The 26,995-nt window shown below is 70.6% G+C and carries 25 protein-coding genes; 11 read left to right on the top strand and 14 right to left on the bottom strand.

Going from position 1 to position 26,995, the window contains the following annotated elements; genetic code table 11:
- The first annotated feature begins 158 nt into the window (after positions 1–158).
- The 3 genes from ACFQPS_RS06320 to ACFQPS_RS06310 all read left to right on the top strand — a co-directional run bounded on the left by ACFQPS_RS06320 (position 159) and on the right by ACFQPS_RS06310 (position 2,047).
- Complete coding sequence (locus ACFQPS_RS06320; protein ID WP_377357421.1) at positions 159–314, top strand: entericidin A/B family lipoprotein; 156 nt, start codon at positions 159–161, stop codon at positions 312–314.
- 73 nt (positions 315–387) lie between these two features.
- The gene (locus tag ACFQPS_RS06315; RefSeq protein ID WP_377357420.1) at positions 388–933 is read left to right on the top strand and encodes an NUDIX hydrolase; all 546 of its coding nucleotides are present in this window, start codon (positions 388–390) and stop codon (positions 931–933) included.
- A gap of 103 nt (positions 934–1,036) precedes the next feature.
- On the top strand, positions 1,037–2,047 hold the full coding sequence (locus tag ACFQPS_RS06310; protein WP_377357418.1) for an alpha/beta hydrolase: 1,011 nt from the start codon (positions 1,037–1,039) through the stop codon (positions 2,045–2,047).
- Positions 2,048–2,078: 31 nt separating this feature from the next.
- Here the strand turns inward: ACFQPS_RS06310 and ACFQPS_RS06305 are convergent, their stop codons facing one another.
- The 7 genes from ACFQPS_RS06305 to oppB all read right to left on the bottom strand — a co-directional run bounded on the left by ACFQPS_RS06305 (position 2,079) and on the right by oppB (position 8,708).
- The gene (locus tag ACFQPS_RS06305; RefSeq protein ID WP_377357416.1) at positions 2,079–3,143 is read right to left on the bottom strand and encodes a TerC family protein; all 1,065 of its coding nucleotides are present in this window, start codon (positions 3,141–3,143) and stop codon (positions 2,079–2,081) included.
- Positions 3,144–3,310: 167 nt separating this feature from the next.
- Positions 3,311–3,700, bottom strand: a complete 390-nt coding sequence (locus ACFQPS_RS06300) for a hypothetical protein (RefSeq protein ID WP_377357414.1) — start codon at positions 3,698–3,700, stop codon at positions 3,311–3,313.
- 130 nt (positions 3,701–3,830) lie between these two features.
- Positions 3,831–4,829, bottom strand: coding sequence for an ABC transporter ATP-binding protein (locus ACFQPS_RS06295; protein ID WP_377357413.1), 999 nt, complete (start codon positions 4,827–4,829; stop codon positions 3,831–3,833).
- A 136-nt stretch (positions 4,830–4,965) separates the two neighbouring features.
- Entirely contained in the window at positions 4,966–5,691 is a 726-nt protein-coding gene (locus tag ACFQPS_RS06290) for a hypothetical protein (protein ID WP_377357410.1), read from the bottom strand.
- Positions 5,692–5,696: 5 nt separating this feature from the next.
- Positions 5,697–6,737 (bottom strand): ABC transporter ATP-binding protein, encoded by a 1,041-nt coding sequence (locus ACFQPS_RS06285; protein ID WP_377357408.1) that lies wholly within the window; start codon positions 6,735–6,737, stop codon positions 5,697–5,699.
- 16 nt (positions 6,738–6,753) lie between these two features.
- Positions 6,754–7,665 carry an ABC transporter permease subunit gene (locus ACFQPS_RS06280; RefSeq protein ID WP_377357407.1) on the bottom strand — a complete coding sequence of 304 codons (912 nt, stop codon included), beginning with the start codon at positions 7,663–7,665 and terminating at the stop codon, positions 6,754–6,756.
- Positions 7,666–7,784: 119 nt separating this feature from the next.
- Positions 7,785–8,708 (bottom strand): oligopeptide ABC transporter permease OppB, encoded by a 924-nt coding sequence (oppB, locus tag ACFQPS_RS06275; protein WP_377357405.1) that lies wholly within the window; start codon positions 8,706–8,708, stop codon positions 7,785–7,787.
- A gap of 654 nt (positions 8,709–9,362) precedes the next feature.
- Between oppB and acnA the strand changes: the two genes are divergently transcribed.
- Together acnA and ACFQPS_RS06265 are read left to right on the top strand one after the other, a co-directional pair.
- On the top strand, positions 9,363–12,071 hold the full coding sequence (gene acnA, locus ACFQPS_RS06270; RefSeq protein WP_377357402.1) for an aconitate hydratase AcnA: 2,709 nt from the start codon (positions 9,363–9,365) through the stop codon (positions 12,069–12,071).
- 214 nt (positions 12,072–12,285) lie between these two features.
- Positions 12,286–13,137, top strand: coding sequence for an NYN domain-containing protein (locus tag ACFQPS_RS06265; RefSeq protein ID WP_377357401.1), 852 nt, complete (start codon positions 12,286–12,288; stop codon positions 13,135–13,137).
- Positions 13,138–13,161: 24 nt separating this feature from the next.
- Here the strand turns inward: ACFQPS_RS06265 and ACFQPS_RS06260 are convergent, their stop codons facing one another.
- The 5 genes from ACFQPS_RS06260 to ACFQPS_RS06240 all read right to left on the bottom strand — a co-directional run bounded on the left by ACFQPS_RS06260 (position 13,162) and on the right by ACFQPS_RS06240 (position 17,974).
- Entirely contained in the window at positions 13,162–13,449 is a 288-nt protein-coding gene (locus ACFQPS_RS06260) for a SlyX family protein (protein WP_377357399.1), read from the bottom strand.
- Positions 13,450–13,481: 32 nt separating this feature from the next.
- A complete protein-coding gene (locus tag ACFQPS_RS06255) occupies positions 13,482–13,955 on the bottom strand; it encodes a hypothetical protein (RefSeq protein ID WP_377357398.1) in 474 nt (157 codons plus the stop codon).
- On the bottom strand, positions 13,955–14,197 hold the full coding sequence (gene purS / locus ACFQPS_RS06250; RefSeq protein WP_377357396.1) for a phosphoribosylformylglycinamidine synthase subunit PurS: 243 nt from the start codon (positions 14,195–14,197) through the stop codon (positions 13,955–13,957). The genes ACFQPS_RS06255 and purS overlap by 1 nt, the downstream gene beginning before the upstream one ends.
- 86 nt (positions 14,198–14,283) lie before the next feature.
- Entirely contained in the window at positions 14,284–15,048 is a 765-nt protein-coding gene (gene purC, locus ACFQPS_RS06245; protein ID WP_377357395.1) for a phosphoribosylaminoimidazolesuccinocarboxamide synthase, read from the bottom strand.
- A gap of 229 nt (positions 15,049–15,277) precedes the next feature.
- Positions 15,278–17,974 carry an EAL domain-containing protein gene (locus ACFQPS_RS06240; RefSeq protein WP_377357393.1) on the bottom strand — a complete coding sequence of 899 codons (2,697 nt, stop codon included), beginning with the start codon at positions 17,972–17,974 and terminating at the stop codon, positions 15,278–15,280.
- 507 nt (positions 17,975–18,481) lie between these two features.
- Between ACFQPS_RS06240 and ACFQPS_RS06235 the strand changes: the two genes are divergently transcribed.
- On the top strand, positions 18,482–19,390 hold the full coding sequence (locus tag ACFQPS_RS06235) for an ICP22 family protein (protein ID WP_377357392.1): 909 nt from the start codon (positions 18,482–18,484) through the stop codon (positions 19,388–19,390).
- Complete coding sequence (locus ACFQPS_RS06230; RefSeq protein ID WP_377357390.1) at positions 19,387–20,994, top strand: hypothetical protein; 1,608 nt, start codon at positions 19,387–19,389, stop codon at positions 20,992–20,994. The genes ACFQPS_RS06235 and ACFQPS_RS06230 overlap by 4 nt, the downstream gene beginning before the upstream one ends.
- Positions 20,995–21,111: 117 nt before the next feature.
- Here the strand turns inward: ACFQPS_RS06230 and ACFQPS_RS06225 are convergent, their stop codons facing one another.
- The gene (locus tag ACFQPS_RS06225) at positions 21,112–22,176 is read right to left on the bottom strand and encodes an NAD(P)-dependent alcohol dehydrogenase (RefSeq protein ID WP_377357388.1); all 1,065 of its coding nucleotides are present in this window, start codon (positions 22,174–22,176) and stop codon (positions 21,112–21,114) included.
- 57 nt (positions 22,177–22,233) lie between these two features.
- Positions 22,234–23,226, bottom strand: coding sequence for an aldo/keto reductase (locus tag ACFQPS_RS06220; RefSeq protein WP_377357386.1), 993 nt, complete (start codon positions 23,224–23,226; stop codon positions 22,234–22,236).
- Between the two features lie 132 nt (positions 23,227–23,358).
- On the opposite strand from ACFQPS_RS06220, the gene ACFQPS_RS06215 reads away from it, so the two are divergent.
- From ACFQPS_RS06215 to ACFQPS_RS06200, 4 genes are all read left to right on the top strand, one after another.
- Complete coding sequence (locus ACFQPS_RS06215; protein WP_377357384.1) at positions 23,359–24,252, top strand: LysR family transcriptional regulator; 894 nt, start codon at positions 23,359–23,361, stop codon at positions 24,250–24,252.
- 156 nt (positions 24,253–24,408) lie between these two features.
- Positions 24,409–25,236: a MetQ/NlpA family ABC transporter substrate-binding protein gene (locus tag ACFQPS_RS06210; RefSeq protein ID WP_377357382.1), complete on the top strand. Its 828-nt coding sequence runs from the start codon at positions 24,409–24,411 to the stop codon at positions 25,234–25,236.
- The gene (locus ACFQPS_RS06205) at positions 25,233–26,249 is read left to right on the top strand and encodes a methionine ABC transporter ATP-binding protein (RefSeq protein ID WP_377357379.1); all 1,017 of its coding nucleotides are present in this window, start codon (positions 25,233–25,235) and stop codon (positions 26,247–26,249) included. Before ACFQPS_RS06210 ends, ACFQPS_RS06205 begins: the two co-directional genes overlap by 4 nt.
- Positions 26,246–26,914: a methionine ABC transporter permease gene (locus ACFQPS_RS06200; protein ID WP_377357378.1), complete on the top strand. Its 669-nt coding sequence runs from the start codon at positions 26,246–26,248 to the stop codon at positions 26,912–26,914. Before ACFQPS_RS06205 ends, ACFQPS_RS06200 begins: the two co-directional genes overlap by 4 nt.
- Positions 26,915–26,995 lie beyond the last annotated feature (81 nt).

Raw genomic sequence — 26,995 nt, 5'->3', positions numbered from 1 at the left:
CTTGGTGCGCCCGCTTTCCGGCAAGCCTCCTTCCGGCGGTCTTACCCCAGGAAGGTCACCGGAACCTCGTTGACAAGCCGCCGTTCCTTTGACCGTCCCGCGGCCGATGCCGCGACGGACCCGGACGAGCCTCTCCGGCACGAACGAAAGGAACAGACATGGCAACGCATTTCTCCTGGAGGAAGTTCTGGGCCGCGGCGCTTCTCGTTGCCGCCTGCGGCGTCTCCGCCTGCAACACCGTCGAGGGGGCCGGTGAGGATCTGCAAGCCGGTGGCCGCGCGGTCGAGAACACGGCCAAGGACGTGAAGAACTGACAGGCGGACGTCCCGCCACGGACGGCGCGCACCGGCCTTGCCCGGCCGGCGCGCCCGTTCCACACTGGGCGTCATGACGCCCGGCCAGAAAGCAGGCGGACCCAGCGTCCGCACCATCCCCGAAGGCGAGGACCGCGAGCGGCTGGTCTGCCCCGACTGCGGCTACATCGCCTACGAGAACCCGAAGATCGTCGTCGGCTCCGTCACCACCTGGGAGGACGGACGCATCCTGCTCTGCCGCCGCGCGATCGAGCCGCGCCGCGGCTTCTGGACCCTGCCCGCCGGCTACATGGAGCTGGGCGAGGCCTCGGCGGCCGGCGCCGCCCGCGAGGCGTGGGAGGAAGCCCGTGCCCGCATCGAGATCGACTGCCTGCTGGCGGTCTACGACATCCCCCGCATCAGCCAGGTCCAGCTCATCTACCGTGCCCGCCTGCTCTCGCCCGAGATCGGGCCAGGGCCGGAGAGCGTGGAGGTCGGCCTGTTCGCCTGGGACGACATCCCCTGGGGCCAGCTTGCCTTCCCCAGCGTGGTCTGGTCCCTGAACGAACACCGCGCCCGGCTGGGCCAGCGCGACTTCCCGCCCGGCGGCAATCCGCCGGACCCGGTTCACGGCCTCTGACCGCGGCGCGTCACCGACGCGCCCCTCCCTGCCTTCTTTTCCCCTTCCCCTCCTCCCCTCCCCTCCCCTCCCCCTCCCCTCCCTCCGGAACCGGATACCGATCATGCACCGTTCGCCCGACACGCCCCGCGGCACCGTCCAGCGCCTGACCGTCGTCAGCGAGGTCCTGAAAGGCAACCTGCTGGGCGACCGGCCCGCCCGCGCGGTGGACGTCTACGTCCCGCACGGGCACGACGGTCGGGGCCTGCCGCTGCTGGTGGACGTGGTGGGCTACACCGGCTCGGGTCTGTCGCACACCAACTGGAAGAACTTCGGAGAGAACGTGCCGGAGCGGCTGGACCGTCTGATCGCCGCGGGAACCCTGCCGCCCGTCGTCGTCGCCTTCCCCGACTGCTTCACCCGGCTGGGCGGCAACCAGTACATCAACTCCGCCGCCATGGGCCGCTGGATGGACTTCCTGTGCGCGGAGATGCTGCCGGCGGTGGAAACGGCGGTGGGCTGCGGCGGGCCGGGCCGGCGCGGCATCTTCGGCAAAAGCTCCGGCGGCTACGGCGCCATGATCCACGCCATGAAGCGGCCCGACGTGTGGTCCGCCGCGGCCTGCCATTCCGGCGACATGGCCTTCGACCTCTGCTACCTGCCGGACATGCCGGCCACCCTGCGGGCGCTGGCGAAGCATGGCGGCTCCGTCGAGCGCTTCATGCAGGCGCTGGAGACGGCGGACAAGGTGGACGGCAAGGACACCCACGCCCTGATGATCCTGGCCATGGCCGCCAGCTACGACCCCGACCCGTCGCAGCCCTTCGGCGTGCGGCTGCCGGTGACGCTGGACACCTGCGAGCTGATCGCCGACCGCTGGGTCAACTGGCTGGCCTGGGACCCGGTGGTGATCGCGGAGGCGCACGCCGACGCGCTGCGCTCGCTGAAGGGGCTGTTCATCGACTGCGGCGACCGCGACCAGTACAACCTGGTCTACGGCGCCCGCCGCATGCACCGCATCCTCGACGGGCTGGGCATCGCCCACCGGTACGAGGAATTCGGCGACGACCATTCCGGCGTCGACTACCGGATGGACCGCAGCCTGCCCTTCCTGGCCGAAGCCCTGTCCCGGTAGGGCGGGACAGGGCCTGCACCCACGGCGGTTCTTACTCGGCCGCCCCGCCGTGGGCCTTCTCCAGCCGGCGCGGCGCCGCCTCGGCCGCGGCGTCCGGCACCGGCGCGCTCTCCGCATCCGTGGGACCGCGGCCGGTCTTCCACAGGGAGTAGAGCACGCCCGAGGCCAGCAGGGTGAAGGTGACGGACAGGGAGATGGCCGGATCGACCTTGCCGTAGATCTGGTTCCAGAAGATCTTGGCCCCGATGAAGACCAGCACCAGCGAGAGCGCGTACTTCAGGTACTTGAACCGGTGCACCATCGCCGCCAGCGCGAAATAGAGCGCGCGCAGGCCCAGGATGGCGAAGATGTTGCTGGTATAGACGATGAACGGATCGGTCGTGATGGCGAAGATGGCCGGCACGCTGTCCACCGCGAAGATCACGTCGGCGATCTCCACCATCAGCAGGGCCAGGAACAGCGGCGTGGCGACCCGCTTCAGCCGGCCGGTGGCCGGATCGGGTTCCCGCACGAAGAAGGCATGCCCGTGCAGACGGTCGGTCACCGGCACCCGCCGCTTCAGGAACAGGAGCAGCCGGTTCTGGGAGAGGTCGGTCTCCTCCTCCCCGCTCATCAGCAGCATCTTCACGCCGGTCGCCAGCAGGAAGGCGCCGAAGATGTAGAGCACCCAGTCGAACTGCGTGACCAGCGCCGCCCCCAGCCCGATCATCAGGCCGCGCAGCAGGATCACGCCCAGGATGCCCCAGAACAGCACCCGGTGCTGGTACAGGCGCGGAACGGCGAAATAGGTGAAGATCAGGGAGATGACGAAGACGTTGTCCAGCGCCAGCGCCTTTTCCAGCGCGAAGCCGGTGAAGTACTGCATGCCCGGGGTCGGGCCCATGTACCACCAGACCCAGCCGCCGAAGGCGGCGGCGATGGCGATGTAGAAGGCGGAAAGCCACAGGCTTTCCTTCACGCCGATCTCATGGTCCTTGCGGTTCAGCACGCCCAGGTCGAAGACCAGGAGTGCGAGGACGATGCCCAGGAACAGGAGCCAGAGCCAGACTGCCTTTCCCAGGAACGGGGTGGACAGCAGAAGAAGCAGCGCTTCCAAGGGAGGCCTCTTGCGGACATGCCGTGCGTCGGCGATGAGGGATCAAGTCCGACATCACAGCCGACGCCTCGACTGCCAGAGGGGCCCGGACCGCCTCTTAGGTAGGAACGGGGAGCGGAGCGTCAAGCCCGGCCGCGGGTGCTCCCCGGATGCTCCTGCGCCAGGGCCTATCCCAGCCGGTTCGCCAGCGTCGTCAGGGCCACGGCCAGCAGGCTGGCGTCCAGCGCGTTGGGAAACGGCGCCCAGGCGGCGGTCGCATCGGCGCGGGCCGGCGGGGCGGGCAGGTCGTCATGGTCGCCGCGCCACCAGCCCGGATTGCCCGGACCGCCGTCGGTCTGTTCGGCGATCCAGCGGCCGAGCTGGGCCGCGGCCGTGCCCAGATAGCAGAGCTTGACGATGTTGAGCGCGAAGACCGCCCAGGACTTGTCCGCCATCACCTCCGGCGACAGCAGCAGCAAGGTGGCGGCGACGCCGAAGCCGGCCAGGGCCGGTGCGGCGATGACGGCGAACAGGGATGCCACCTCGACCCGGGTGGCGCCGGGAAGCTGGAAGAACAAGGCTCGGACCTCCGTCGAAGACGGCTCCGACCCTGCGCCCCAAGTCTTAAGGCCCTGTCAATGTCCCCGGCTTGTCCCCGGCGCCCCCGCCCTTGCGGACGGGAGCGGTGCGGGAGCCGTTCCGGAGGCTCTAGAGGAGGGCCTGCTCCGGCGGGCCCCAGTGGTGGCAGGCGGCCTGGTGGCCCGGGCGCTTCGGCTCCAGCACCGGCACCTCCTGCGCGCAGATCTCCGTCGCCCGCGGGCAGCGGGTGCGGAAGACGCAGCCGGACGGCGGGTTCATCGGGCTGGGCAGGTCGCCGCCCAGGACGATGCGCTGCTTGGACTTCTCCAGGTCCGGGTCCGGGATCGGCACGGCGGAGATCAGCGCCTGGGTGTAGGGGTGCAGCGGCTCGGCATAGATGGCGTCGCGGTCCGCGATCTCCATCACCTTGCCGAGATAGAGCACCATCACCCGGTGGCTGACATGGCGGACGATGGAGAGGTCGTGGCTGATGAACAGCAGCGACAGCCCCATCTCCTCCTGCAACTCCATCAGCAGGTTGATGATCTGCGCCTGGATCGAGACGTCCAGCGCCGACACCGGCTCGTCGCAGACCACCATCTTCGGCCGCAGGATCATGGCGCGGGCGATGCCGATGCGCTGGCACTGCCCGCCCGAGAATTCGTGCGGATAGCGGTTGATCATCTGCGGCAGCAGGCCGACCTTCGCCATCATGTCCTTCACCAGCTCCTTCCGCTCGGCGGCGGAGAGGCGGGTCTGGAACACGGTCAGCGGCTCGGCGATGATGTCGCCGATGGTCATGCGCGGGTTCAGGCTGGCCAGCGGGTCCTGGAAGACGATCTGCATCTCCGCCCGCTTGGCGCGCAGCGCCTCCCCCTCAAGCCCGGCAAGGTCGGTGCCCAGCCAGACGACGCGGCCCGCCGTGGGCGGGATCAGCTTGAGGATGCCGCGGCCCAGGGTGGACTTTCCGCAGCCGGACTCGCCGACGATGCCCAGCGTCTCGCCCGCCTTCAGGCTGAAGCTGACCCCGTCCACGGCCTTCAGCGGCGTGTACCTGCCGATCACCAGACCGCCGGTGCGGATGGGGAAATGGACCTTCAGGTCCTGGACGGTGAGGAGATCGGTCATGGGGGCGGGCACCACTGTTCCAGATACAGAAGAGATTGACAGGGACTATTCGTCGGTTGCGGACCCGGGGCCTGTCCGGCCGGCCATGCCCACATCCGCGATGCGGCCATGGCTCAGAGGAAAAGACGCGGCGACGTCATGCACTTCCCGCTTCCGCGCCCGAAGCCAGACGATCTCGGATTCGGTCAAGGCCGTCGCTCCGGAGGAGATAGCCCGCTTCCGGTTCGGTGAGGCAGTCGAGCCCGTGGCCGAAGGTTTCGCGCCAGAAGTCGTCAAGATCGCCTCCAAACCGTGCGTGCAACGCTTCGTGGGTTTCCCGCCGCAGGGCCAGCCTGTCGCTGTCGCGGCTCTTGGTCAGCGTCGTGGCCGCGACCACGCGGCCGCCCTTCGTCTCGACATATCCGCGGAGATTCGCCAGCGTCCCGCCCAGGCCGACATGGTCGTCGACGAGAATATAGGCACAATCGGGCTGCACCGCACCGTCGAAGGTCGCCGGGGAGCGCAGGCGATGCCAGCCGTCGGCACGGGTGTGGAAGACGACGTTGGTCTGCACCACCTGGTCCCGGTCCGCCGGTATGCCGAGCGTCCGCGACAGGATCGCCGCCATGGCATCCGGGATGCCGTTGAAACCCGTCGATTCCTTTGCCGACACGGGCAGAAGGCGTGCGTCTTCCGAACAGAACGCCCCCAGCTCCCGGATCACGGTATCGTCCATGAGATCTGCGGCCAGCCGCAAGGCGGCATCCGCATGGCCCGACTTCGCGGCGGCATAATCGGGGTGCCCGTCCCGGAGCTTGACGGTCGTATGCACGAACACGTCCGGAAAATCCGGCGGCCAAGGCACCCTGGGCGCGAAGTCCATCGGGATCAGCCCCTGGCGATCACCGGCGGCAGCGCCTCCGCCGGGATCGCCGCGGCGGCGGGGTCGTCGACCGGATGGTGCAGGCTTTGCAGGTGGCAGGCCTTCATCTGGCCGCCGGGGCCGGCGCTGCGCAGGAGCGGCAGTTCCGCCGCGCAGCGGTCATGGACGAAGGTGCAGCGTTCCTGGAACGGGCAGCCGGCCGGCAGGCGCTGGAGGTTGGGCGGCTGGCCGGGAATGGCATAGAGCTTCTCCCGCCGGTCCTCGGTCAGCCGCGGCATGGAGGAGAGCAGGCCCTGCGTGTAGGGGTGCTGCGGATTGTAGAAGATCTGGCGGACGTCGCCCGTCTCCATGAAGCGGCCGCCATACATCACCTGCACCCGGTCGCACAGGCCGGCGACGGTGCCGAGATCGTGCGTGATCAGCACGATGGCCGCCTTGGTGACGCGCTTGAGATCGGCCATCAGCTCCAGGATCTGGGCCTGCACCGTCACGTCCAGCGCCGTCGTCGGCTCGTCCGCGATCAGCAGCTCCGGCTCGCAGAGCAGCGCCATGGCGATCATCACGCGCTGGCGCATGCCGCCCGACAGCTCGTGCGGGTACTGGTTCAGCCGCCGCGCCGCTTCGGGGATGCGGACCAGTTCCAGCATCTCCAGCGCCTTGCCGCGGGCCTGACCCTCCGTCATGCCCTTGTGCTGGATCAGCACCTCGGTCATCTGGCGGCCGACCCGCATGTGCGGCGTCAGCGAGGTCATGCTGTCCTGGAAGATCATGGCGATCTTGTCGCCACGGATGCGGTTGAGCTGCGCCACCGGCATGCCGACCAGCTCGGTCCCGCGGTAACGGGCGGAGCCCAGGGCCCGGCCGTTCCGGGCCAGCAGCCCCATCACCGCCATGAAGAGCTGGCTCTTGCCCGAGCCGGATTCGCCGACGATGCCGACGCACTCGGACTCGTTGACGTCGAAGGAGACGGAATTGACGGCGCTCACCTCGCCGTCGGGGGTGGCGAAGCGGACCTGGAGATCGCGGACTTCGAGCACGGCTGTCATGGCTGGCGATCCCCGGTCAGCGGTCTTTCGGGTCGAGGGCGTCGCGCAGCCCGTCGCCGATGAAGTTGAAGCAGAAGAGGGTCACGGCCAGGAATACCGCCGGGAAGACCAGCATCCAGGGGGCATTCTCCATCTGCGCCGCCCCTTCGGAGATCAGCACGCCCCAGCTCGTCATCGGCTCCTGCACGCCCAGGCCCAGAAAGCTGAGGAAGCTCTCGACCAGGATCACGACCGGCACCAGCAGGGTCATGAACACGATGACCGGGCCGATCACGTTGGGGATGATGTGGCGCCGGATGATGGAGGCGTTGGAGACGCCGGCAGCGCGGGCCGCCTCGATGTACTCCTTGCGCTTCACCGACAGGGTCTGGCCGCGCACGATGCGCGCCATGGTCAGCCACTCGACGCAGCCGATGGCGGCGAAGACCAGCAGGATGTTGCGGCCGAACACCACCACCAGGATGATGACGAAGAACATCAGCGGCATCGAGTAGAGCACGTCCACGATGCGCATCATGATGTTGTCCACCCGGCCGCCGACATAGCCGGCGATGGCGCCGTAGCTGACGCCGATGATCAGCGCCACCAGGGTGGTGACGATGCCGACCATGAGCGAAACCCGGGCGCCGTAGAGGGTGCGGATGAACAGGTCGCGGCCGTTGGCGTCCGTCCCGAACCAGTGGCTGTTCTCGAAGGTCGGCGGGATACCGATCGCCTCCCAGTAGACGGCGTCGTAGTCGTGCGGGCTCAGCACGTCGGCGAAGATCGCCATCAGCGCGATCAGCGCCAGCACCACCATGCTGGCGACCGCCATCTTGTTGGCGAAGAGGCGCCGGCGCGCATCGTCCCAGAGCGACCGGCCCTGGACCTCCTCCGCCGCCTTTTCCATCAGGTCGGAGCCCCCGCCCCGGATGCTGAACTGTGCCATCGCTTCCGTCACTCCGCCCTTACCGTCACTCTGCCGCCACCGCCCGGGCCGAGCGTGACGGGTTCAAGGCTGGGATCGTCGCCGGGGGCGGCCGTCTCAGGGACGGCCGGCCGCCCGCGTCAGTCATAGCGGACCCGGGGGTCCAGCAGGCCGTAGACCAGATCCACGATCAGGTTCATCAGCACGATCAGCGAGCCGTAGGTGATCACCGTGCCCATCACCAGCGTGTAGTCGCGGTTGATGGCGCCCTGCACGAAGTAGCGGCCGATGCCGGGAAGCTGGAAGATCTGCTCGATCACGACCGAGCCGGTCACCAGCCCGGCGATGGCCGGACCGAGATAGGAGACCACGGGCAGCAGTGCCGCCCGCAGCGTGTGCCGCCAGATGATGAGGCGCTCCGGCAGCCCCTTGGCGTGCGCCGTGCGCACGAAGTTGGAGCGCAGCACCTCGATCATGCCGCCGCGGGTCAGGCGGCTGATGATGGCGATCTGCGGCAGCGCCAGCGCGATCACCGGCAGCACCATGTTCTGGATCGCCCCGCTGCCCCAGCCGGCCACCGGCAGCCAGCCCAGATAGATGCCGAAGACCAGCGTCAGCAAGGGCGCCATGACGAAGTTCGGGATGGTGATGCCGGCCATGGCGACGCCCATCACCGCATAGTCGGTGCGGGTGTTCTGGCGCATCGCGGCCAGCACGCCCAGGGTGCAGCCGATGGCGACGGCCAGGAAGATGGCCGACAGGCCCAGCCGCAGCGAGACGGGGAAGCCGGTCCCGATCAGCTCGCTGACCGTGAAGTCCTTATAGGTGAAGCTGGGCCCGAAATCGCCTTGCAGCGCGTTGCCCAGATAGATCAGGAACTGCTGCCAGATCGGCTTGTCCAGATTGTAGGCCGCCTTCAGGTTGGCCTCGATCTCCGGCGGCAGCACGCGCTCGCCGTCGAACGGGCCGCCCGGCGCCGCGTGCATCAGGAAGAAGGCCAGCGCGACGATGACCAGCAATGTGGGGATCGCTTCCAGCAGACGCCGGACCGCATAGGACAACATCTCTTCGGAATCCTCCGCCCGCGCGCGCCGGAGCTTTTTCACAGGAGAGGCATGCAAGGCGCGCAACCCGCTCGGCCGGTGACCTTTCTGTTAAAATTTCTCCGGTGTCAACCGCAACCGGGCCAGAAGAACAAGATTCCGGAACAGCCGCCGATCCGCGCAACCGACCGCGCCGACACCCGACTCAGCACGAAAGAAAACGCCGGATACGCCCCTCCCGGCGGGACCCGGCCGGGGCGGTCGCGCCCCTGCCGGAGACGGTCACCCGCGACGCCCTGCCGCCCCGCCCCGCTGGAACGGGAGCGCGTGGAACGGGTATGAACGACCCAAATGGCAACCCTGGGCGGCATCCACGACACGGGCCGCGACATGCGGGGACGCCGCCGGTTCATGCCGCAGAGCGGTCCGGATGCGCCTGTCAAGCTATCCCCGGCGCATTTGATCCGACCCGGAAAACGCGCTACATCACGCCCGCGAGAATCCACCGGGCGGAACGCCCGGGAGTAACACCCACCGGGCGGAATGCCCGGAAGGAATACCTGGGCGGCAAGCCCGCGCGAATCCCTGGGCGGTGCGCGTTCCGGACGCTGGAGCCGGAAGCCGACAGCGCCGTTCCAGGCGGCACACCCGACGACCCGATGGAGGAGTCCACCCGTGTCCACGATCACCGGCCAAGACAGCCTGAAGACCCGCCGCACGCTCGACGTCGGGGGCAGGACCTACGACTACTTCAGCCTGAAGGCGGCCGAGAAGGCGGGCCTGGGCGACCTGTCCCGCCTGCCCTTCTCCATGAAGGTGCTGCTGGAGAACCTGCTGCGCTTCGAGGACGGGCGCACGGTGAGCGTGGACGACGTCAAGGCCGTGGCGCAGTGGCTGAAGGACCGGCGCAGCGACCGGGAGATCGCCTACCGCCCGGCGCGCGTGCTGATGCAGGACTTCACCGGCGTGCCGGCCGTCTGCGATCTGGCGGCGATGCGCGAGGCGATGCAGGCGCTGGGCGGCGACCCGCAGAAGATCAATCCGCTGACGCCGTGCGATCTGGTCATCGACCATTCCGTGATGGTGGATTCCTTCGGCAGCCCGACCGCGTTCCAGGAGAACGTGGACCTTGAGTTCCAGCGCAACGGCGAGCGCTACGCCTTCCTGCGCTGGGGCCAGAAGGCCTTCGCCAACTTCCGCGTGGTGCCGCCGGGCACCGGCATCTGCCACCAGGTGAACCTGGAATATCTGGCCCAGACCGTCTGGACCGACACCGACCAGACCGGGACCGAGGTCGCCTATCCCGACACGCTGGTCGGCACCGACAGCCACACCACCATGGTGAACGGGCTGGCCGTGCTGGGCTGGGGCGTGGGCGGCATCGAGGCCGAGGCGGCCATGCTGGGCCAGCCGATCTCCATGCTGATCCCGGAGGTCGTCGGCTTCCGCCTGACCGGGAAGCTGAAGGAGGGGGCGACCGCCACCGACCTCGTGCTGACCGTGACGCAGATGCTGCGCAGGAAGGGCGTCGTCGGCAAGTTCGTGGAGTTCTACGGCCCCGGCATCGAGCACCTGACGCTGGCCGACCGCGCCACCATCGCCAACATGGCGCCGGAGTACGGCGCCACCTGCGGCATCTTCCCGATCGATGCCGAGACGATCCGCTATCTGAGCTTCACCGGCCGCGACCCGAACCGGGTGGAACTGGTGGAGGCCTATGCCAGGGCCCAGGGCATGTGGTGGACCCCGGACGCGGCGGAGCCGGTCTTCACCGACACGCTGGAACTGGACCTGTCCACCGTGGAAAGCTCGCTGGCCGGGCCGAAGCGGCCGCAGGACCGGGTCCAGCTCTCCGACGCCTGCGCCGACTTCAAGGCGTTCCTGGAGAAGGACGTGGCCGGCCGGCCAGCCAGCCAGCCCACCCCGGTTCCGGGCGCGGACTACGCGATCGACCACGGTCATGTGGTGATCGCCGCCATCACGAGCTGCACCAACACCTCCAACCCCTCCGTCCTGGTGGCCGCCGGGCTGCTGGCGAAGAAGGCGGTGGAGAAGGGCCTCACCCGCAAGCCGTGGGTGAAGACCTCGCTGGCGCCGGGCAGCCAGGTCGTCACCGAGTATCTGGAGGCGTCGGGCCTCCAGGGCTGGCTAGACCGGCTGGGCTTCAATCTGGTCGGCTACGGCTGCACCACCTGCATCGGCAATTCCGGCCCGCTGCCGGACCCGATCAGCAAGGCGGTGGACGAGGGCAAGCTGACCGTCGCCTCGGTGCTGTCGGGCAACCGCAACTTCGAGGGCCGCGTCAATTCCCAGGTCCGCGCCAACTACCTCGCCAGCCCGCCGCTGGTCGTGGCCTATGCCCTGGCCGGCAGCATGAACCTGGACCTGACCCGCGAGCCGCTGGGCACGGGCAAGGACGGCCAGCCGGTCTATCTGCGCGACATCTGGCCGAGCAACCATGAGATCGAGGCCACCATCGCGCAGTATCTGACGCCGGAGATGTACCGCAGCCGCTACTCCAACGTCTTCGCGGGTCCGGAGCAGTGGCAGGCGATCCGGACGGCGGAGGGCGAGACCTACCGCTGGGAGGGCGCGTCCACCTATGTGAAGCGGCCGCCGCTGTTCGACGGCATCGCCCCGGTGCCGGGCGACGTGTCGGACGTGACGGGCGCCCGCGCGCTCGCCATCCTGGGCGACAGCATCACCACCGACCACATCTCCCCGGCCGGCAACATCAAGAAGGCGAGCCCCGCCGGCGAGTACCTGACCGGTCACGGCGTCGGCGTCGTGGACTTCAACAGCTACGGCGCCCGCCGCGGCAACCACGAGGTCATGATGCGGGGCACCTTCGCCAACATCCGCATCAAGAACGAGATGGTGCCCGGCGTGGAGGGCGGCGTCACCCGCTTCGTGCCGACGGGCGAGGTCATGCCGATCTACGACGCCGCCATGAAGTACCAGGCCGAGGGCACCCCGCTGGTGGTGTTCGCCGGGCAGGAGTACGGCACCGGATCGTCGCGCGACTGGGCGGCCAAGGGCACGCGCCTGCTGGGCGTCCGCGCCGTGGTGGCGGAGAGCTTCGAGCGCATCCACCGCTCCAACCTGGTCGGCATGGGCGTGCTGCCGCTCCAGTTCCCGGCCGGCGTCAACCGCCAGACCCTGAAGCTGGACGGCAGCGAGACCTTCGACATCGCAGGCGTGGAGGCCGGCCTGAAGCCGCGCATGACCCTGGCCCTGACCATCACCCGCGCCGACGGCAGCAAGCAGACGGTGGACCTGCTCTGCCGCATCGATACGCTGGACGAGGTGGACTACTACAAGCACGGCGGCATCCTGCAATATGTGCTGCGCAGCCTCGCCGCCCCGAAGGTGGCGGCGGAGTGAGGTCCTGACGGGCGGTTCCGGCTTGCGCTGGCGCCGCCCAAAGGTCTTGGGCAATGGCGGGCTCGCATTCCCGCCCCGTAGAACAGCCGAAGTTGCAGAACCGGCAGAAGCGCGTTATATTCAAGTTGCTCCCGCTTCCCGCTATCAATCTGGGGAGTGGCAGCCTATCTAGGGGCTCCCTGCGGGGGGCCCTTTTTATTTTCGGATCGGCCCCGTGGATCGCGTCGCCATCTTCGTTGACGCCGGATACCTGTTCGCGCAGGGGTCCGCCGCCCTGGCCGGCAGCCGGCAACCCCGGCACCTGATCGATCTGGACATTGACACGGTCGTGGCCGAGCTTCGCCGTGTGGCGGATGCCGTCAGTCCCGGTCTGCCCCTGCTGCGCATCTATTGGTACGATGGCGCCGCCTACCGAGGCCCCACCGCCGAGCACACCCGCATCGGGCGCACACCGGACATCAAGCTGCGCCTGGGGATCGTGAACAGCGCCGGAGAGCAGAAGGGGGTGGACTCCCTGATCGTCACCGACATGATCGAGCTGGCCCGCAACAAGGCCATGGCCGATGCGCTTCTGTTGTCCGGGGACGGCGACATCCTGCCCGGCGTGATGATCGCGCAGTCCTTCGGCGTCCGCGTCCACCTGCTGGGGATCGAGCCCGGTCGCGGGTCGCAGTCGCCGCAGTTGCGGGACGAAGCCGACACGGTTTCGGAATGGGACAGGGCGACCGTCGCCAACCTGATGGCACTACGCCCACCCCACGGGCCGGAAGTGACCGCGGACAGGCCGCCCGGACCGGCCCCTGGAACGGACCCGCCGCCCCTGGAACGGATCGTGGCGGAGTTCGCCGACACCCTGGCTCCGGACGACAAGGCCCTTATCCGGCAGGAGATGGCCGTCAGGAGAGGGGTTCCGCGGGAGATCGACAGGCGTCTCCTCGCCACCTGCGGCAACCGGCTCGGCCGCGATCTCGACCAGACGGAATGCCGTCGCATGCGCCAGCTTCTGGCGCAGCATCTGGCAGAGGAGATGACGCGGCAGCCGACACCACCGGTCGCCGCTCCCTGACCCTTCAGTAATACCCCCGCCCCCTCAGTAATGCGGCGGGGGTTTTTCGTCCTGGGGGCTGGGGCGCCAGGATTCGGCGTCGCGCAGGCGTTCGGTGACGAGGCGCAGGCGCAGCGTCAGGGTGTCGATCGTGCGGGCCTGGGCGGCCACCACGTCGGACAGTTCCTCCAGCATGCGGTCCTGGTGGGTCAGCCGGATCTCCAGCTCCGTCACCCGCGCGGCCAGGGCGCTCGCCGGGGCATCCGACAGGATGTCCGGCGTGGCGGGCTGCGGGGGCGGGCTGGGGGTGGTCGGCGTGTCGGTATCGGTCATGCGGTATCGGTCATCGGGTGTCCCGGGCGGGGTCAGCCGACCCGCTCCACCTTGAACAGGCGCGGGGTGCGCGGGGTGCGGAGGTTGTAGCTGCCCAGCACGCCCGGTTCGATGGTCACCGTGTCGCCCTCCTTCAGAGGCAGGCGGACGGTTTCGGTCTGGACCCAGACATGGCCGTTGTCCAGGTCGATCCGGAGCCGGCCCGTCGGCGTGCTGCGCAGGGCGGCGACGCGGGCGGTCAGGGTGCGCGGGGCGGCGTCCTGGCCGTCGGCGTCGGGCCGGGCCAGACGTTCGGCGCCCAGGTCGTCCGCGGACGAGGCCCCCTCACCCCGCCCGGCATCGCGCAGGGCGGGCACCGTGCGGTCGTAGCAGGCCAGCCGCTCGGCCGCATCGGTCACGCCGGTGCAGGCCAGGACCGCCGCCGCAGGCGCGTCGGGCGCCCCTGCCACGGCCGGACCGGCCAGCAGCAGGGCGAGCGCCAGCGCCGGAGCGGCGGCGCGCACCATCAGCCCACCAGCTCGATCGTGTAGTTCTCGATCACCGTGTTGGCCAGCAGCTTGCGGCACATCTCCTCGACCGCGGCCCTGGCCCTCCCCTGGTCGGTCTCGGCCAGTTCCAGCTCGATCAGCTTGCCCTGCCGCACCTCACCCACGCCCTCGAAGCCGAGGGAATGCAGGGCGTGGCCGATGGCCTTGCCCTGGGGGTCCAGAACGCCGTTCTTCAGGGTGACGATGACCTTGGCCTTCATGGGGTGTTCATCCGGGATCGCGGGAGGGAGGACCGGCCGGCCGGCCCAGGGGCCGGCGGCGGGGGGAGTGCTGCTGCGCCGGCGCGTCACTGCACCAGCTTGGGGGCCTTCATGTCGCCGGGACCGGCCTCGGGCATGATGCCCAGGCGCTTCGCCACCTCCTGGTAGGCCTCGGCGACGTTGCCGAGATCCTGCCGGAAGCGGTCCTTGTCCAGCTTCTCGTTGGTCTTGACGTCCCAGAGGCGGCAGTTGTCCGGGCTGATCTCGTCGGCCAGGATGATCCGCATCTCCTCGTTCTCCCAGAGCCGGCCGAACTCCACCTTGAAGTCCACCAGCCGCAGGCCGATGCCGAGGAACAGACCCGAGAGGTAGTCGTTGACGCGCAGCGCCAGCGCCAGCATGTCGTCCAGGTCCTGCGGGGCCGCCCAGCCGAAGGCGGTGATGTGCTCCTCCGAGACCATGGGGTCGCCCAGTTCGTCGTTCTTGAAGTAGTACTCGACGATGGAGCGGGGGAGCTGCGTGCCCTCCGGGATGCCGAAGCGCTTGGTCAGCGAGCCGGCGGCGACGTTGCGGACCACCACCTCGATGGGGATGATCTCGACCTCGCGGATGAGCTGCTCGCGCATGTTCAGGCGGCGGACGAAGTGGGTGGGGATGCCGATCTCCCCCAGCTTCACCATCAGGTACTCGGAGATGCGGTTGTTCAGCACGCCCTTGCCGGTGATGACGCCCTTCTTCTGCGCGTTGAAGGCGGTGGCGTCGTCCTTGAAGTACTGAACCAGGGTGCCGGGTTCCGGGCCCTCGAAGAGAATCTTGGCCTTGCCCTCGTAAATGCGCCGGCGTCGGGTCATGGTTCGCGGTCCGAGCTTCGCGCGCCCCCGCGGCGGGGATGCGCTGGAAAGGGGTGTTCCACAAGCAACAACGACCCGCGGGGCGGCTGCCACGCGGGTCCCTGTGCGATCGGGGCAGGATATAGCAAGCAACAGCCTCCGAAACAATCGCGCCGGGCGCAGGGCAGGGCCGGCGCCCGCGGGCGTCCCCGAAGGATCACGGACGCGCCGGATGCCGCGGCCACCCCGGTCAGGCCCGGGCGAGACGGCCGCCGAGGCCGGGGGCATCCACGCAGGCAGCCTCCGCGGACAGCGCATCCAGGGGACCGGTCCAGGGGGCCGCCCCCTGCACCAGCGCCTCGGCCTCCCAGGGGGTCAGCGGCTTGGCGAAATGGAAGCCCTGGCCGCGGCCGCAGCCCAGCGCACGCACCTGTTCGAGCTGGTCGGGCGTCTCGATCCCCTCCGCCACGACGCTGAAGCCCAGGATGCGGGCGAGCTGGACGATGGTGCGGACCAGCTCCGTCCCCTGCACGGACTCGCCCATGCCGGCGATGAAGCTGCGGTCGATCTTGATCGATTCCACCGGCAGGCGTTGCAGGTAGGAAAGCGACGAGTAGCCGGTACCGAAATCGTCGATGGCGAGGCCGACGCCGAGGTCACGCAGCCGGTGCAGCACCTCCACGGCGTTGCTGGCGTTGGCGATCAGGCCGCTCTCGGTGATCTCCAGCTTGACCCAGGAGGGGTCGGCGCCGGTCAGCTCCAGCACGCCGCGGACCCAGCGTGCCAGATCGATGCGGCCGGGGTCCATCTGGTAGGGCGAGAGATTGACCGAGACATAGAGCGGGCAGTCCGGCCGCAGCTTGTTCCAGCGCCCGATCTGCCGGCAGCCCTGCATCAGGATCTGGTTGCCCAGCGGGACGATCAGGCCCGTCTCCTCCGCGATCGGGATGAACTCGCTGGGCGAGATCTCGCCGCGGTCGGGGTCCTGCCAGCGGGCCAGCACCTCGAAGCCCAGCAGCCGGCCGTCCGCCAGATCGACGATGGGCTGGTAGGCGGTGCGGATGCCGCCGCTGAAATAGACGGCGCGGCGCAGCCGGTCGTACAGGTCGTAGCGTTCCGTCAGGCGGGCGCGCATGGCCGCCTCGAAGGAGCGGGTGCCACCGCCGGAGCTTTCCGCCTCCAGCGCCGCGATCTCGGCGTTGCGCAGCACCTCCATGGGCAGGCCGTGCGCCTGGGCCGAGGAGACGACGCCCAGGCTGGCGGTGACGAACACCTCCCGCCCCTCGACCTCCACCGGGTTGCGCAGCGCCTCGCGCACGGCGTGGCTGATGAGGCCCGCCCCTTCCGCCCCGCGGGCGGCGGGCACCAGCACGGCGAACTCGCCGCCGTCCACCCGTGCCAGCTTGTCGCCCGGCCCCAGGCAGCCCTCCAGCCGGCGCGCGACGGCGGCGACCAGCCGGTCGGCAGCCGTGAAGCCCAGGCTCCCGGCGAGCGTCTTGTAGCGGTCCAGGCTGATGATCAGCAGGGCCGGATCCTCGCCCACGGCCAGGGCGCGTTGCAGGTCCTGCAACAGGAAACTGCGGTTGGGCAGTTCCGTCACCGGATCGTAGAAGGCCAGCCGGTGCAGCCGCATCTCCGTCCGCACGCGGTACAGTTCGGCGTGACGCTCCACCATCAGGCGGTGCAGTTCCTGGGCGGAATCCAGCTCGCCCGCGGTCCACGGCTCGGGCGAGCGGCGCAGGATCAGCAGCCAGGCGTCGGGGGCGGCCTCGATCCGCAGCACCGCGCGGTAGTCCCCGGGCGCCTCCGGTTCGCAGGCGGCGACGACACCGTCGCGCCGCTCGACATCCGTGCGCTCCAGCATCTCCATCAGCCAGCCGGGGGACGGCGGGGTCCCCTCGCTGCGCATCTCGCCGTCGATGTAGGCGACCCAGGCGTCCGGCGCGAACAGGATGTGCAGGTCGTCGCGGCGTTCCTCGACGGCGGCGGCAAGGTCGTGGTTCGCCCGCAGGGCCGCCGTCAGCCGTTCGATCGACCGGCTGGCCGCCAGCCGCGCCCCGGCACTGGCGCGCTCCTCCATCACGCTGATCTGGGCGGCGGCGATCTCGCCCAGCGCTTCGGCCAGGGCACAGACCGACGGGGACAGCCGGCGGGGCTGCGGGTCGAAGCCGGCCAGCAGCCCCCACAGCCGTCCGCCCGACATCAGCGACACCAGCAGCACGGCCCGGACACCGCGCTCCTGCACATAGGCAGACAGGCCCGGCGATCCGGGGCGCAGCGCCAGCCGGGTCATGTCCGGCGGCTGGCCGGTCAACGGGTTCAGCGCCGGCACCAGCGGCACCGTCGCCTCCAGCACGTCGGGAACGGCGCAGAGGCGGGTGGTTTCCCAGTGCGCCCGGCTCTCCGCCGGGATGAGGGTCGCCGCCACCCGCTCCCCCAGCATGCTGCCGGCGGAAACGGCGGAATCCTCGACGACCATCAGCGCGTTGCCCTGCCGGTCGAAGCGGATCGCCAGCGCCCGCTCGTACCCGATGGTGCGGCGCAGATCGGCCACGGCGGCGCGCAGCAGGGTGTCGATGCCGGGACTGGAGCGGTAGCTCCGGACAGCGCCGCAGAGGCCGGCCAGGAGCGGCCCGGTGTTCGCCGGGTTCTCGTTCGGCACCAGTTCCAGCAGCAGGCCGGTCGGCTGCCGGTGCCCCAGCCCCCAGAGTTCCCGCGGCCTGTCGCCGCACGGAAGACGGCAGTCGAAAGGCCCCACCGAGTCGCCGGCGCCGAGCATGGCACGGGCCAGCGGGTCGGCCACGGGTGGCCCCAGCAGTTCCGCCACCGTCAACCCCAGGCAATCCGCCGCAGCCCGGCCGGTCAGCTCGGCGATGTTGGCGCTGGCCTGGACGATGCGCCCGGTGTCGCGGTCCAGGACGAGAAGCCAGCCGTGGGGCTGGATCATCGGAAGGCGACCGGGATCCGCCGGTCCGGCCGCCGCTTCGGCCCCGTGCGTCAAGGTGAATTCCTCCGCGGGTCCGGCACCGTCCGCACGCCACGGGGGCGCGGAATTCCGCCGGTTCTGGATTGCCGGATCACATGAGCACCCTGGTCACTCAGACACCCTGCGGGGACGCCGGGTCAGGCCGGGCGGGAAGGCCCGCACCATCGGCCCCGATCCGTTAATGTCCTGTTGACACAGCTTTTCGACCAGCCCGCGCCGGATTTCAAGCGTCTTCGCGGCAGTTGCGTGGGCGCATCGCCGGTGACAAAACGCTTCCTTCCGCAAGGGCAGGCCCCCTCCTGGCTGGGTAGCCAAATTGAATAGTTCGGTTCCACATGATAACGATAGCGTCATGGCACAGTGGACAGGGCGCGACAACAGTATAGCGGCGCAGGAACGGACGCTCCGGCGACCCCTTCTGTGCGCCCACGGCATGGCTGCGGATATGGCAGCGGGTGGAGGACGCAGATGTTCGGCCGCGTGTTGAACTGGCTGCGCAGCAACCCGTCGGAGGCACCGCCCCGCGCGGCGCCGACGATGGCCGCCGCGCCGGCGGCCGAACCGCTGCCCCCTCTGCGCCCGCCCGCCGAACCGGGCGTCCGGCGTCGCGGCCCCGTCTTCTCCTCCCGCGCCGTGCGTGACGCAGCGGTGGTGACCGGCGCGATCGAGACGCTGCGCAAGTTCGCCGCCGGCACCGAGTCGGTCGAGGATCTGGACTACCGTCTGGCCGGGCTGACGAAAGACCAGTTCGCCTTCCTTCAGATCAGCGTCGGTCCCGAGCTGGTGCAGAACTGCATCAACAGGGCGGCCGGCGGAAAAGGCGTGAAGGCTGCCAGCCTGCGCCGCACGCTGAACGAACTGGCCGGCATCGCAACGCCCGAACCGGACCGCCCCGTGGAGGCGGATGGCGACGGCTCCGCCGGGGCCGACTCGGACGACGCGCCGGACGCCGGCGATACCGACGCCGGCGATGCCGACGCAGAGATGCCCCGGAGCGCCTCCGACGCGGACAGTCCCGGAGCGGACAACCTGCCGGAACCGGATGCCGGGACGGACCTGCCGGCGCACGCCTCCGGGGAGACGGAGGCCGGCCAGCCGGGATCCGACGACCCTGCCCCGGAAAAGGTCACGGCAGCGATCTCCGGACCGGACAGCCCCCTGCCTCCGGTGCCGGAGCCGCCTGCCGTCCTGCCGGTGCCGCCGCTCGCGGCCGCCGCCGCGGCGGAGGAGGAGGTCGTGCCGGCGCCGCCGCATCCCCGGCCCGCGCACGAACCGGCCCTGCTGCCCCGTCTGGCCCGTGCCGCGGCCGATGCACGCCGCGCCCGCCTGCTCGACACCCTTACGGACCACCTCTCCGCCAGCGAGACATCCCGATGACGATCCAGTCCACGGACACCAAGGAGATCCGCCCCGCCGGCCAGCCTCAGGCGCCGGGTGGGGGGGACGGGATCGCCCCCGCACAGGCCGCGGCGGCGCCCGCTCCGGCCGCGGTCTCCGGGGACGCCCCGGCGGTCTCCGACGGGGCCGCGGGAACGGCCGTGGCCGCCGCGGGTACCGGCCAGCCGATGGACGGGGAGATCCATGAGACGGTCGATCCCTTCGACTATGCCGAAGCCATCGTCCGCGATCTGGCCCTGCATGTCGGCACGCGCCTGCGCGACTTCCGGACCGATCTGATGGCCATGCACAACGCCATCGTCCAGCTTCCCGAGCAGATGCGGCTGCCGGCCCTGGGCCAGAGCATCCAGGAACTGCGCGAGCGCGTGGCGCATCTGGCCGGCGTCGTCAGCCAGCAGGCCTCCCGCCCGCCGGAGGAGCCTGAGCGGCTGGTCCGCGCCGTCAACGACCTGATGCAGCGGGTGCATGGGCTGGAGGGCTGGGTCGCCGCCGCCGCCCGCCGCGCCGCCGCCGGGGGCGAGGACGAGGACGATGTCGTGCCGCTGCTGCCGGGGGCCGGCGCGGGCGGCGGGCTCGTCTCCGTCGGCCAGTTCGACCGGGCGGTGGATCAGCTCCACCAGTCGATCCTGCGCGTCGTCGCCGCCGTGCGCGACATGCAGCTCGATATCCGCGACCTGCGCGACGGTGCCGTGGCCCCGGCCGGAACGCCCCCGGCCACCGGCACGGCCGTCTCTCTCGCCTCGCTGATGCCGCAGCCCCCGGCGATCGACGCCGCGGCGCTGGAGCGCCGGCTGGAATCCCTGGGCAGCCGGCTGGACGCGCAGGCGACGCGGCTCCAGGGTCTGGTCGAACGGCTGGACTCGCAGGAGGACACGGTCGCCGCCCTGGCGGAACAGGTCACGGCCCCGCCTGCCCCTCCCCCTGCCCCTCCCCCGCCGCCGGTCGTGGTGCCCGTCGCCGCGCCCGTGCGCGCACCGGCCCCCGCCCTGGAGCCCGTGGCCGAGCCGACCTTCTCCCCCAGCGACGTGGCGACGCTGATCTTCGCCGCCTGGCCGCGGTTGAGCCAGCCGCAGGGGGCCGAAGCCCTGACCCGCACGGTCGAGGAGACGCTGGCCCATCTCGCCACCCGGCTGGACGACAGCGTGCGCACCCCGCAGGTGGCGAAGGGCTCCGGCCTTGTCGCCCTCTGCACCGGGGAGCGGCCGCGCGGGCTGGTCGTGGCCCTGCTGGCGGTGGAGGATCTGTGCGCCCAGGGCTGGGAGCTGTCGGCCGACGCCGGCCGCCTGAACTCGACGGAGCATCCCTCCTCGCCGCCGCGCTATCCGGTCTGGCGCTCGCTGCTGAACGCCGCCGCCATGGTCGAGCAGACGCGGCCGGGCAGCATCGCCGTCCCGGTCGTCATCTACGGCAACGGCTGGCTGGACCGCGTGCCGGGCGAGGATGAGGTCGCCGCCTACGGCGAGTATGTCGGGGCGCCGGAGGCCGCGGCGCGGCTGGTGACGGTGGGGGCGGGCGACCTGCACCTGCCGGGCCTGGGCACCCCGTCCGACGCCGGGGCCGCCATCGCCGCCCTGGACGAGTAGGCCGACCCCGGCCGCCAGCCCCTGACACCTGCCCGTGACACGGAAACGGCGGCCGGGATCGCCCCGGCCGCCGTTTTCCTGTCCGCTGCTGTCCGCCCGGGAGGAACGGGGTGCCGCTCAGAAGCCCACGTCCGCCGGCAGCGGCAGCGAGGCCATGTCGATCACGAAGCGGTAGCGCACGTCCGCCCGCTCCATCCGCTCGAAGGCGGCGCCGATCTCGTCCATGCGGATCATCTCGCAGTCGGGCAGGATGTTCTTGCGGCCGCAGAAATCCAGCAGTTCCTGCGTCTCCGCGATGCCGCCGATCAGCGACCCGGCCACCCGGCGCCGGCCCATGATGAAGGGCACCGTCACCGGCGGCTCCAGCGGCCCGACCTGACCGACGATGACCAGCGTGCCGTCCACGTCCAGCAGCGGCATGTAGGGCGTCACGTCGTGGCGCACCGGCACCGTGTCGATGATCAGGTCGAAGGCGGATGCCGCCGCCTTCATCGCCGCCGCATCGCCCGAGGCGAGCAGGGCGTCCGCCCCCAGGGCCAGCGCGTCCTGTTCCTTCGCCCGGGTGCGGCTGATGACGGTGACATGCGCGCCCAGTGCCGCGGCCAGCTTCACCGCCATGTGGCCGAGCCCGCCCAGCCCGATGACGCCGACCCGGCTGCCCGGCCCCACGCCCCACTGGCGCAGCGGCGAGTAGGTGGTGATGCCGGCGCAGAGCAGCGGGGCGGCGCGGGAGAGGTCCAGCCCCTCCGGCACGGCGAGCACGAATTCCTGGCGCACGACGATGTGCCGGGAATAGCCGCCCTGGGTCAGCTCGCCCGTGATCCGGTCGCGGTCGGCATAGGTCTGGGTCATGCCGTTGCGGCAGAACTGTTCCTCGCCGGCATGGCACTGGTCGCAGTCCTGGCAACTGTCCACCATGCAGCCGACCGCCACCGGGTCGCCCGGCCGGAAGCCGACGACGTCGGCGCCGACCGCGACCACGCGGCCGACGATCTCGTGCCCCGGCACCAGGGGAAAGCGGGCCCAGCCCCAGTCGTTGCGGACCTGGTGCAGGTCGGAATGGCAGACGCCGCAGTAGAGGATCTCGATGGCCACGTCCTCGGGCCGCAGGGCGCGCCGCTCGAAGCTGAAGGGGGCGAGCGGGCTGCCGGCGGCCTGGGCCGCGTAACCGATTGTCTTCATGGACTGTCCCGTTCGAGGGCGGAAAGGGGGATTACGACGGAGGAGATAGGGGTGGGATCAGCGATCGACCAGGGCCTGGCTCTGCGGCGGATAGCGGTCCCCCTGTACGGCGATCCCGGCGAGCGCGGCGTCGATGCCGCGCAGGTCCTCCGCCGTCAGGATAAGGCCGACGGCCCCCAGATTCTCCTCCAGCCGGTGCAGCCTGGTGGTGCCGGGGATCGGCACGATCCAGGGCTTCCGGGCCAGCAGCCAGGCCAGCGCCACCTGCGCCGGGGTCGCGCCCTTGGCCGCCGCCAGCTCCTTCACCCGGTCCACCAGGGCCAGGTTGGCCGCACGGTTCTCCGGCGCGAAGCGGGGCGAGCGGGCGCGGAAGTCGTCGGCCGCGAAATCGGTGGACTGGTCGATGGCGCCGGTGAGGAAGCCCCGCCCCAGCGGGCTGTAGGGCACGAAGCCGATGCCCAGCTCCTCCAGCACCGGCAGCACCTCCCGCTCGGGGTCGCGGGTCCAGAGGGAGTATTCGCTCTGCACGGCGGTGACCGGCTGCACCGCGTGGGCCCGGCGGATCGTGCCGGCCGCGGCTTCGGACAGGCCGAAATGCCGGACCTTGCCCTCGCGGATCAGTTCGCCGACCGTGCCGGCCACGTCCTCGATCGGCACGGCGGGATCGACGCGGTGCTGGTAGAACAGGTCGATCACCTCCGTCCCCAGGCGCTTCAGCGACGCCTCCGCGACCTCCCGGATGTGGGTGGGGCGACTGTCCACGCCCCGCTGCTTCCCGGTCGCGGGGTCGATGTCGAAGCCGAACTTGGTGGCGATGACGACGCGGTCGCGGACCGGCGCCAGCGCCTCCCCCACCAGCTCCTCGTTGCTGAAGGGGCCGTAGATCTCGGCCGTGTCGAACAGGGTGACGCCGCGTTCCACCGCAGCGCGGATCAGGGCCACCGCCTGCTGCCGGTCGGTGGCGGGACCATAGGCGAAATCGAACCCCATGCAGCCGAGGCCGAGGGCCGAAACCTCCAGCCCGCTGCGTCCCAGAATACGCTTTTCCATGCCGACCCTCCGCTGCGATGCAGTGCGATGCGATCCGGACGCGGTGCGCTCCGGAGCGGCCGCATGATCGGTGTCCCCCGCCGGCGGGAGAAGCTGGTAAAATCCGCATGAACCTGTGAGCCGGATTCAATAATGCAGCGCGGGACCGCCAACGACCTTCTCGCCTTCGTCGCGGTGACGGAGGAACGGAGCTTCACCCGGGCCGCGGCGCGGCTTGGCGTCTCCCCCTCCGCCCTGAGCCACACCATCCGCGGCCTGGAGGAGCGGCTGGGCCTGCGGCTGCTGACCCGCACCACCCGCTCCGTCGCCCCGACGGAGGCCGGGGAGCGGCTGTTCCGCAGCGTCGGCCCCCGGCTGGCGGAGATCGAGGCGGAGCTGGCCGCGCTGAGCGCCCTGCGCGAGACGCCGGCCGGCACCGTCCGGCTGACGGCGGGCGAACACGCGGCGACCTCCCTGCTCTGGCCGGCCCTGGCGCGGCTGCTGCCCCGCTACCCGGACATCCGGGTGGAGGTGGACATCGACAACCGCCTGACCGACATCGTGGCGGAGCGGTTCGACGCCGGCGTGCGGCTGGGCGAGCAGGTGGCCAAGGACATGGTCGCCGTGCGGATCGGCCCCGACCTGCGCATGGTCGTGGTGGCGGCCCCCGCCTGTGCCGCCCGCCGGCCGCCGCCGCGGACCCCGCACGAGCTGACCGGGCACGAGTGCATCAACTTCCGCATGCCCAGCTCGGGCGGGCTCTATGCCTGGGAGTTCGCCCGCGGCGGGCGGGAGCTGCGGGTGCGGGTGGAGGGGCCGCTGGTCTTCAACAGCCTGGAGATGATCCGGCAGGCGGCGCTCGCCGGGTTCGGGCTCGGCTACCTGCCGGAGGACATGGTGGCGGCGGATATCGCCGCCGGGCGGCTGGTCCTGCTGCTGGAGGACTGGTGCCCGCCCTTTCCCGGCTACCATCTCTACTATCCCTCGCGGCGGCAGCCGACCCCGGCCTTCGCGGTGCTGGTGGAGGCGCTGCGCCACCGGGGTTGAGGCGGGGGGAACTCGGCGCCGATACAACACTATTTACTGTGTTGTTTCTTGATAAGAACGCGATTGATCTGGATTTTGACCGTCGTCGGTGGTTGGATGGTCCGCCGATGCGTTCCCCCTTGTTCCGTCCCCCTCCGTCCGAGGTTCCGCAGAGCCATGGTCCATCGTCCCACCCGGCGGCACCTGCTGCTGTCCGCCGCCGCCCTCACCCTGCTGCCGGTACTGCCGGTACTGCCGGCCCGCGCCGGCGACGCGCCCTTGCGCGTGCTTGCCTCCGCCGTGCCGCACGCGGAGATCCTGACCTTCGTGCAGCGCCGGCTGGCGCCGGACCTGAAGCTGAAGATCATCGAGATCACCGGCGAGCTGCGGGTGAACGAGCTGACCCTGGCCGGCGACGCCGACGCCAACTTCTACCAGCACCGCCCCTTCCTGGAGACGGAGGAGGCGATCCTGAAGACGACCTTCGCCGTCACCGCCACGGTCCATATCGAGCCGCTGGGCATCTATTCCCGCCGGGTGAAGAGCCTGGACGCGGTGCCGGAGGGCGCCGCCGTCTCGCTCTCCAGCAATGTCACCAACCTGAGCCGCGGCCTCGTCCTGTTGCAGGCCGCCGGCCTGATCCGGCTGCGCCCGGACCTGGACCCGGCACGCCGCCAGCTCGCCACGCCGCGCGACATCGTGGAGAATCCGCGCCGGCTGAAGCTGCTGGAGATCGAGCCGGCGCAGCTTCCGCGCACGCTGGACGACGTGACCCTGGCGATCATCAACGGCAATTATGCGCTCCAGGCCGGGCTGGTGCCGGCGAAGGACGCGCTGGCGCTGGAACCGGCGGAGGGCAACCCCTACGCCAACCTGCTGGTCACCGTGCCGGAAAAGGCCGAGGACCCGCGCATCCAGCGCCTGTCCCGCCTGCTGGAGGGGCCGGAGGTGGCCGCCTTCATCCGCGAACGCTATGCCGGGTCCGTGATCCCGGTCCATTCATGAGCCAGCACGCCCCCATCCGGATCGAGGGGCTGCGCAAGGAATACCGCCAGGGCGACCGCACCGTCGTCGCCCTGGACGATGTCAGCCTGGACATCCCGTCCGGCAGCATCTTCGGCATCCTGGGCCACAGCGGCGCCGGCAAGACCACCCTGATCCGCTGCCTGAACCTGCTGGAGCGCCCGACCGCGGGCCGCATCCTGCTGGGTGACGTCGATCTGGCGGCGCTGGACCCGGCGGCGCTGCGCCGGCAGCGGCGGCGCATCGGCATGGTGTTCCAGCAATTCCACCTGCTGCACGCGCGCACCGCCGCCGCCAACGTGGCGGCCCCGCTGGAGATCGCCGGCGTGCCGGCGCCGGAGCGGCGGCGGCGGGTGGCGGAGCTGCTGGATCTGGTCGGGCTGGCCGACCGCGCCGACGCCTGGCCGTCGCAGCTTTCCGGCGGCCAGAAGCAGCGCGTCGGCATCGCCCGCGCCCTGGCCGCGGACCCCGACATGCTGCTCTGCGACGAGCCGACCAGCGCCCTGGACACGGAGACGACGGGCCAGATCCTGGAGCTGCTGCACAACGTCAACCGCCGGCTGGGGGTGACGGTGGTGCTGATCACCCACGAGCTGGCGGTGGTGAAGGCGGTCTGCGACGGTGCGGCGCTGCTGGAGGCGGGGCGCCTGCGCGAGAGCGGGCCGCTGCCCGCCCTGCTGGCCGACCCCGCCTCCCGCCTGGGCCAGTGGCTGCTGCCGCCGGTGCAGGAGCCGGTCCCGGCCGGGGAGCTGCCGCCGCACGCCCGGCTGGTCGAGCTGACCCTGGCCGACACGCTGGCGACCGGCCCCGTGCTGGGGGCGCTGGCGCGCGAGCTGGGGCTGGACGTCACCCTGCTGGGCGGCGGCATCGAGCGCATCGGCGGCTGCCGCGTCGGCCGCCTGCTGCTGGCGCTGTCGCGCGCCGGCGGGCCGCCCGACCTGCCGGCGGCCCTGTCGCTTCTTTCGGCCCACAAGGTGAGGGCGGTGCCGCGATGAACCCGGAAAGCTGGAGCGAACTGCTGGACCTGGTGGCCGGCGCCACGCTGGAGACCCTCTACATGGTCGGGCTGTCGGGGCTGGTGACGCTGGCCGTCGGCCTGCCGGCCGGGGTCGCGCTCTACCTGATCGAGCCGGCGGGGCCGTGCCCGCTGCCCTGGCTGCACCGGCCGCTCTCCACCCTGGTCAATATCGGCCGGTCGCTGCCCTTCATCGTGCTGCTGATCGCGGTGATCCCGCTGACCCGCGCCATCGTCGGCACCTCGCTGGGCAGTTCGGCCGCGGTGGTGCCGCTGACCCTGGGCTCCATCCCCTTCTTCGCCCGCGTCGTGGAGGCGGCCCTGCGCGAGGTGGACCGCGGCCGGATCGAGGCGGTGGTCGCCATGGGCGGCACCCTGCGCCACCTGATCTTCATGGTCCTGCTGCCGGAGGCGCTGCCGGCGCTGCTGGCGGGGGTGACGCTGACGCTGGTGATGCTGGTCGGCTTCTCCGCCATGGCCGGGGTGGTCGGCGGCGGCGGGCTGGGGGACCTTGCCATCCGCTACGGCTACCAGCGCTTCAACACGGAGGTGATGGTGGCCACCGTCGTGGTGCTGATCCTGCTGGTGCAGCTCCTGCAATCCCTGGGGGACCGGGCCGTGCGCCGGCTGGCGCACAGACGCTAAGACAGGTGCGCCGACTGGCGCACAGACGGTAAGGCAGGCGCGCCGGCTGGCGCATAGACGTTGAGACAAGGGCGCCGACTG

Source organism: Rhodocista pekingensis (assembly GCF_042665545.1).
Classification (GTDB): Bacteria; Pseudomonadota; Alphaproteobacteria; order Azospirillales; family Azospirillaceae; genus Rhodocista; species Rhodocista pekingensis.
Note: the sequence above shows the minus strand (reverse complement) of the source record. Positions and strands in the feature narration are given on the sequence as shown.

Bases quoted from the DNA above. Each gene is read 5' to 3' on its own strand.
- ACFQPS_RS06320 (WP_377357421.1), top strand. From the start codon at position 159: ATGGCAACGCATTTCTCCTGGAGGAAGTTCTGGGCCGCGGCGCTTCTC.
- ACFQPS_RS06225 (WP_377357388.1), bottom strand. From the start codon at position 22,176: ATGAAGACAATCGGTTACGCGGCCCAGGCCGCCGGCAGCCCGCTCGCC.
- ACFQPS_RS06240 (WP_377357393.1), bottom strand. From the start codon at position 17,974: ATGATCCAGCCCCACGGCTGGCTTCTCGTCCTGGACCGCGACACCGGG.
- ACFQPS_RS06295 (WP_377357413.1), bottom strand. From the start codon at position 4,829: ATGACCGATCTCCTCACCGTCCAGGACCTGAAGGTCCATTTCCCCATC.
- ACFQPS_RS06230 (WP_377357390.1), top strand. From the start codon at position 19,387: ATGACGATCCAGTCCACGGACACCAAGGAGATCCGCCCCGCCGGCCAG.
- ACFQPS_RS06315 (WP_377357420.1), top strand. From the start codon at position 388: ATGACGCCCGGCCAGAAAGCAGGCGGACCCAGCGTCCGCACCATCCCC.
- ACFQPS_RS06255 (WP_377357398.1), bottom strand. From the start codon at position 13,955: ATGGTGCGCGCCGCCGCTCCGGCGCTGGCGCTCGCCCTGCTGCTGGCC.
- ACFQPS_RS06220 (WP_377357386.1), bottom strand. From the start codon at position 23,226: ATGGAAAAGCGTATTCTGGGACGCAGCGGGCTGGAGGTTTCGGCCCTC.
- ACFQPS_RS06215 (WP_377357384.1), top strand. From the start codon at position 23,359: ATGCAGCGCGGGACCGCCAACGACCTTCTCGCCTTCGTCGCGGTGACG.
- ACFQPS_RS06290 (WP_377357410.1), bottom strand. From the start codon at position 5,691: ATGGACTTCGCGCCCAGGGTGCCTTGGCCGCCGGATTTTCCGGACGTG.
- purS (WP_377357396.1), bottom strand. From the start codon at position 14,197: ATGAAGGCCAAGGTCATCGTCACCCTGAAGAACGGCGTTCTGGACCCC.
- ACFQPS_RS06285 (WP_377357408.1), bottom strand. From the start codon at position 6,737: ATGACAGCCGTGCTCGAAGTCCGCGATCTCCAGGTCCGCTTCGCCACC.
- ACFQPS_RS06260 (WP_377357399.1), bottom strand. From the start codon at position 13,449: ATGACCGATACCGACACGCCGACCACCCCCAGCCCGCCCCCGCAGCCC.
- ACFQPS_RS06200 (WP_377357378.1), top strand. From the start codon at position 26,246: ATGAACCCGGAAAGCTGGAGCGAACTGCTGGACCTGGTGGCCGGCGCC.
- oppB (WP_377357405.1), bottom strand. From the start codon at position 8,708: ATGTTGTCCTATGCGGTCCGGCGTCTGCTGGAAGCGATCCCCACATTG.
- ACFQPS_RS06310 (WP_377357418.1), top strand. From the start codon at position 1,037: ATGCACCGTTCGCCCGACACGCCCCGCGGCACCGTCCAGCGCCTGACC.
- ACFQPS_RS06280 (WP_377357407.1), bottom strand. From the start codon at position 7,665: ATGGCACAGTTCAGCATCCGGGGCGGGGGCTCCGACCTGATGGAAAAG.
- ACFQPS_RS06210 (WP_377357382.1), top strand. From the start codon at position 24,409: ATGGTCCATCGTCCCACCCGGCGGCACCTGCTGCTGTCCGCCGCCGCC.
- ACFQPS_RS06205 (WP_377357379.1), top strand. From the start codon at position 25,233: ATGAGCCAGCACGCCCCCATCCGGATCGAGGGGCTGCGCAAGGAATAC.
- purC (WP_377357395.1), bottom strand. From the start codon at position 15,048: ATGACCCGACGCCGGCGCATTTACGAGGGCAAGGCCAAGATTCTCTTC.
- ACFQPS_RS06235 (WP_377357392.1), top strand. From the start codon at position 18,482: ATGTTCGGCCGCGTGTTGAACTGGCTGCGCAGCAACCCGTCGGAGGCA.